Origin of the sequence: Pseudomonas sp. UBA3153 (assembly GCF_002364635.1) — a bacterium.
Lineage (GTDB): Bacteria > Pseudomonadota > Gammaproteobacteria > Pseudomonadales > Pseudomonadaceae > Pseudomonas_O > Pseudomonas_O kuykendallii.
This window is the reverse complement of sequence record NZ_DEYR01000092.1, coordinates 1-3,703: the sequence shown is the minus strand read 5'-3', so window position 1 is coordinate 3,703 and position 3,703 is coordinate 1. Positions and strand designations below refer to the sequence as shown.

General features: G+C 70.9%; 2 protein-coding genes. Both read right to left on the bottom strand.

Annotated elements, in window-relative coordinates; translation table 11 throughout:
• A partial coding sequence (locus B2X67_RS18700) for an error-prone DNA polymerase (RefSeq protein ID WP_286786430.1) occupies nt 1-2,459 on the bottom strand: 2,459 nt, incomplete at its 3' end.
• A gap of 163 nt (nt 2,460-2,622) precedes the next feature.
• The coding region (locus B2X67_RS18695) for a Y-family DNA polymerase (RefSeq protein WP_286786429.1) at nt 2,623-3,703 on the bottom strand (1,081 nt) is incomplete at its 5' end.

The window sequence follows — 3,703 nt, the reverse complement described above, 5'->3', positions numbered from 1 at the left end:
GCCGCTTCGACGCGCCGGCCGGCGTCCTCGGCCAGGCCGCGGATCATCCGCAGGCCGAGGCGGATCGCCGGCTGGTCGTCCGCGCCGGGCTCCAGGCTGCAATCCCAGTCGCTGTGGCGCACGTCCACCGGGTGCGTGGCGATGCCGTGGCGACGCGCGTCCTGCAGGACCTGGTCGGGGTTGTAGAAACCCATCGGCCAGCTGTTGATCAGCGCGCAGGCGAACGCCGCCGGCTCGTGGCATTTCAGCCAGCAACTGGCGTAGGTGAGCAGGGCGAAGCTGGCGGCGTGGGATTCGGGAAAGCCGTAGCTGCCGAAGCCCCTGATCTGCTCGAAGATGCGCGCGGCGAATTCGGCCGAGTAGCCATTGGCGAGCATCCGTGTCATTAGCCGCTCCTGGTGCGGCTCCAGCCCGCCGTGGCGCTTCCAGGCGGCCATCGAGCGGCGCAGCTCGTCCGCCTCGCCGGGTGAATAGTCGGCGGCGATCATCGCCACCTCCATGACCTGCTCCTGGAACAGCGGCACGCCGAGGGTGCGCTTGAAAACCTTCTCCAGCCTCGGCGGATAGTCGACCGGCTCCTCGCCATTCCGGCGCCGCAGGTAGGGATGGACCATGTCGCCCTGGATCGGCCCGGGACGCACGATGGCGACCTCGATCACCAGGTCATAGAAGGTCTGCGGGCGCAGCCGCGGCAGCATGGCCATCTGCGCCCGCGACTCGATCTGGAACACGCCGATGGTGTCGGCGCGGCTGATCATCGCGTAGGTTTTCGCGCACTCCTGCGGCAGGCTCGCCAGGCTCCATTGCCGGCCGCGATAGCCTTTCACCAGATCGAAACAGCGGCGCAGCGCGCTGAGCATGCCCAGCGCGAGGATGTCGACCTTGAGCAGGCCGACCAGGTCGAGGTCGTCCTTGTCCCACTGGATGATGCTGCGCCCGGCCATCGCCGCGTTTTCCACCGGCACCAGGCTGTGCAGCGGCTGCTCGGAAATGACGAAGCCGCCGGGGTGCTGCGACAGGTGGCGGGGGAAGCCGATCAGCTCGCCGGTCAGCGCCAGCACCCGGCGCATGATCGGGCTCTGCGGGTCGAAACCGGCTTCGCGCAGGCGCTCCTCGGGTGGGAGCTCGCCGCTCCAGCGCCCGCAGCAGTCGGCCAAGGCGTTGATCTGGTCGGCCGGCAGGCCGAGCGCCTTGGCCACGTCGCGCACCGCGCCGGCGCCGTGGTAGGTGCTGGCCACCGCGGTGAGCGCGGCGCGCGTGCGGCCGTAGCGGCGGAATACGTACTGGATCACTTCCTCGCGGCGTTCGTGCTCGAAGTCGACGTCGATGTCCGGCGGCTCGTTGCGCTCCCGGGAGAGGAAGCGCTCGAACAGCAGGTTGGAGTTCGCCGGGTCCAGCTCGGTGATGCCGAGCACGAAGCACAGCGTCGAGTTGGCCGCCGAGCCGCGGCCCTGGCAGAGGATGCGTTCATTGCGGGCGAACTGGACGATGTCGTGCACGGTGAGGAAGTAGCTCTCGTACTCGAGTTCGGCGATCAGTTCCAGCTCGTGTTCGAGGTTTCTGCGCGCTTTGCCGGGGATGCCCCCGGGCCAGCGCCAGGGAATGTTCTTCTCGGCCAGATGGCGCAGCCAGGTGGTCGGCGTATGGCCTTCGGGCACCAGTTCGCGCGGGTACTGGTAGCGCAACTGGCCGAGGTCGAAGCGGCAGCGCGCGGCGATGCGCAGGGTTTCCTCGAGCAGCCCGGCGGGGTACAGCCCGGCCAGCTCCTCGCGCCGGCGCAGGTGGCGCTCGCCGTTGGGGAACAGCCGGTGCCCGGCCTCGGCCACCGGCAGGTGGTGGCGGATCGCGCTCATGCAGTCCTGCAGCGCGCGCCGGCCACGGGCGTGCATGTGCACGTCGCCACTGGCCACGGCGGGGATGCCGAGGTCCGTGGCCAGCGCCAGCAGTTGCGCCAGGCGGCGGGCGTCGTCCGGGCCGCGGTGCAGCTCCACGGCCAGCCACAGGCGCTCGGGGAACCGCTCGCGCAGCCAGCGGCCATCGGCGAGCGGGGTTTGGCCCTGGGCTGGCCAGAGCGCCAGCAGGCCGTCCAGCGGCTCCTCGAAATCCTCGCGCAGCAGGCGGTAGCTGCCTTTCTTCGCCCGGCGGCGGGCGACGCTGATCAGCCCGCAGAGCCTCTGGTAGCCGGCCAAGTCCTCCGCCAGCAGGATGATCTTCGGCCCGTCCTCGAGCTGCATCTCGCTGCCGACGATCAGCGCCAGCTCGGCCTTCTTGGCCGCCTGCCAGGCGCGCACGATGCCGGCCAGGCTGCACTCGTCGGTGATCGCCAGCGCCGCATAGCCATGCTGCCTGGCGCGCTCGAACAGCTCCTGCGCACTGGACGCGCCGCGCTGGAAGCTGAAATTCGACAGGCAGTGCAGCTCGGCATAGGCGGGCGGGGAAGCGGCATGGGTGTGATTCATGCGAACCCCGTCGGTGGCGGCTCTGCATGGGTGTCGCTGCGCTCGGCCCATCCTACGACGGGGAGCAGGCGCGTCCTTCCATGCCGTCGCTGCGCGTGCGTCTTCGTAGGATGGGTTGAGCCTGCAAAACCCATCGATGGCCATCCGTGATGTACGGGGCGAGTCATGCGAACCATCCGTGCAACTGCAGCGGGCCGTCGTCGCCGACCCGGCGGTAGGCCCAGGCGCGCTGGCCGCTGCGGGTTTCCACCAGGTAATAGTCGCGGCGCACGTCGCCGCCGTCCCACCAGCCGGACTCGATGCGCTCGGGGCCGGCGAGGATGCGCGGCGCGAATTCGCGCAGGGGCTGGGCTTCGCGCAGCAGCCAGGCCGGGCGCGGCGCATCGTGCTGCGGCGTTTCCACACGCGCGACGGGCGCCGCCTGCCAGGCCCGTTCCGGGCGATGGTCGGCGACGGCACCGAGGCCCAGCACGGCGCCGTCGCCAAGGCGCGCGCGCAGGCGTTCGCGTAACTGTTCCCAGGGCAGCGATTGCTGCGGGCGCTCATCGAACAGCTCGCGGTGCTGCGGAACGAACGTCGGCAGGTCGCGCGCTACCAGGCGCATGGCCTGCACCGGCGCGGGCACCTGCAACTGTTCGAGGCGACCGCGCGCCAGCTCGAAGAGCATCGCCGCCTCGCGCTCGGCGGCGAGCAGGCCGACCGGCAGGCTGCTGTCCTCGCCGCTGCGGTGCTCCAGATGCAGGGTGAAGCGTTGCACGCCGCTGTCGCGGCCGGCGAGGAAGGCGGCCAGGTCGCCGGTCAGGCGGCGCAGCGGGAACAGCAGCGCCTGGTGCGACTCGACCTCGAAGTTCAGCTCGATGCGCACATCGAAGCGGTCCGGCGGCGCGTAGCAGCGCAGCGCCAGCGGCCGTTCGCCGAGCAGCGTATCGAGGTGCCGCAGCACGTCCTGCGGGAAACGCCTGGCCAGGCTCTCGCGGGGCAGGTTGCGGACCTGCTGCAACTGGCGCACGCCCATGCGGGCGAAGGCGCTGGCCACCTCGCGGGTGAAGCCGACGCGCTCGATGGGCATCCGCCCGAGGGCTTCGGCGAGGCCTGCGGCGTCCACCGCCAGGCCGTCGTGGGCATTGGCCAGCATGCGCGCCGCCGCCGGATTGGGCGCGACGACGATGCGCTGGCGAAAGCCCAGCGCGTTCAGCTCGTCGCGCAGGCGCGCCTCGAAGCGCGGCAGATCGGAAGAGCGGTTC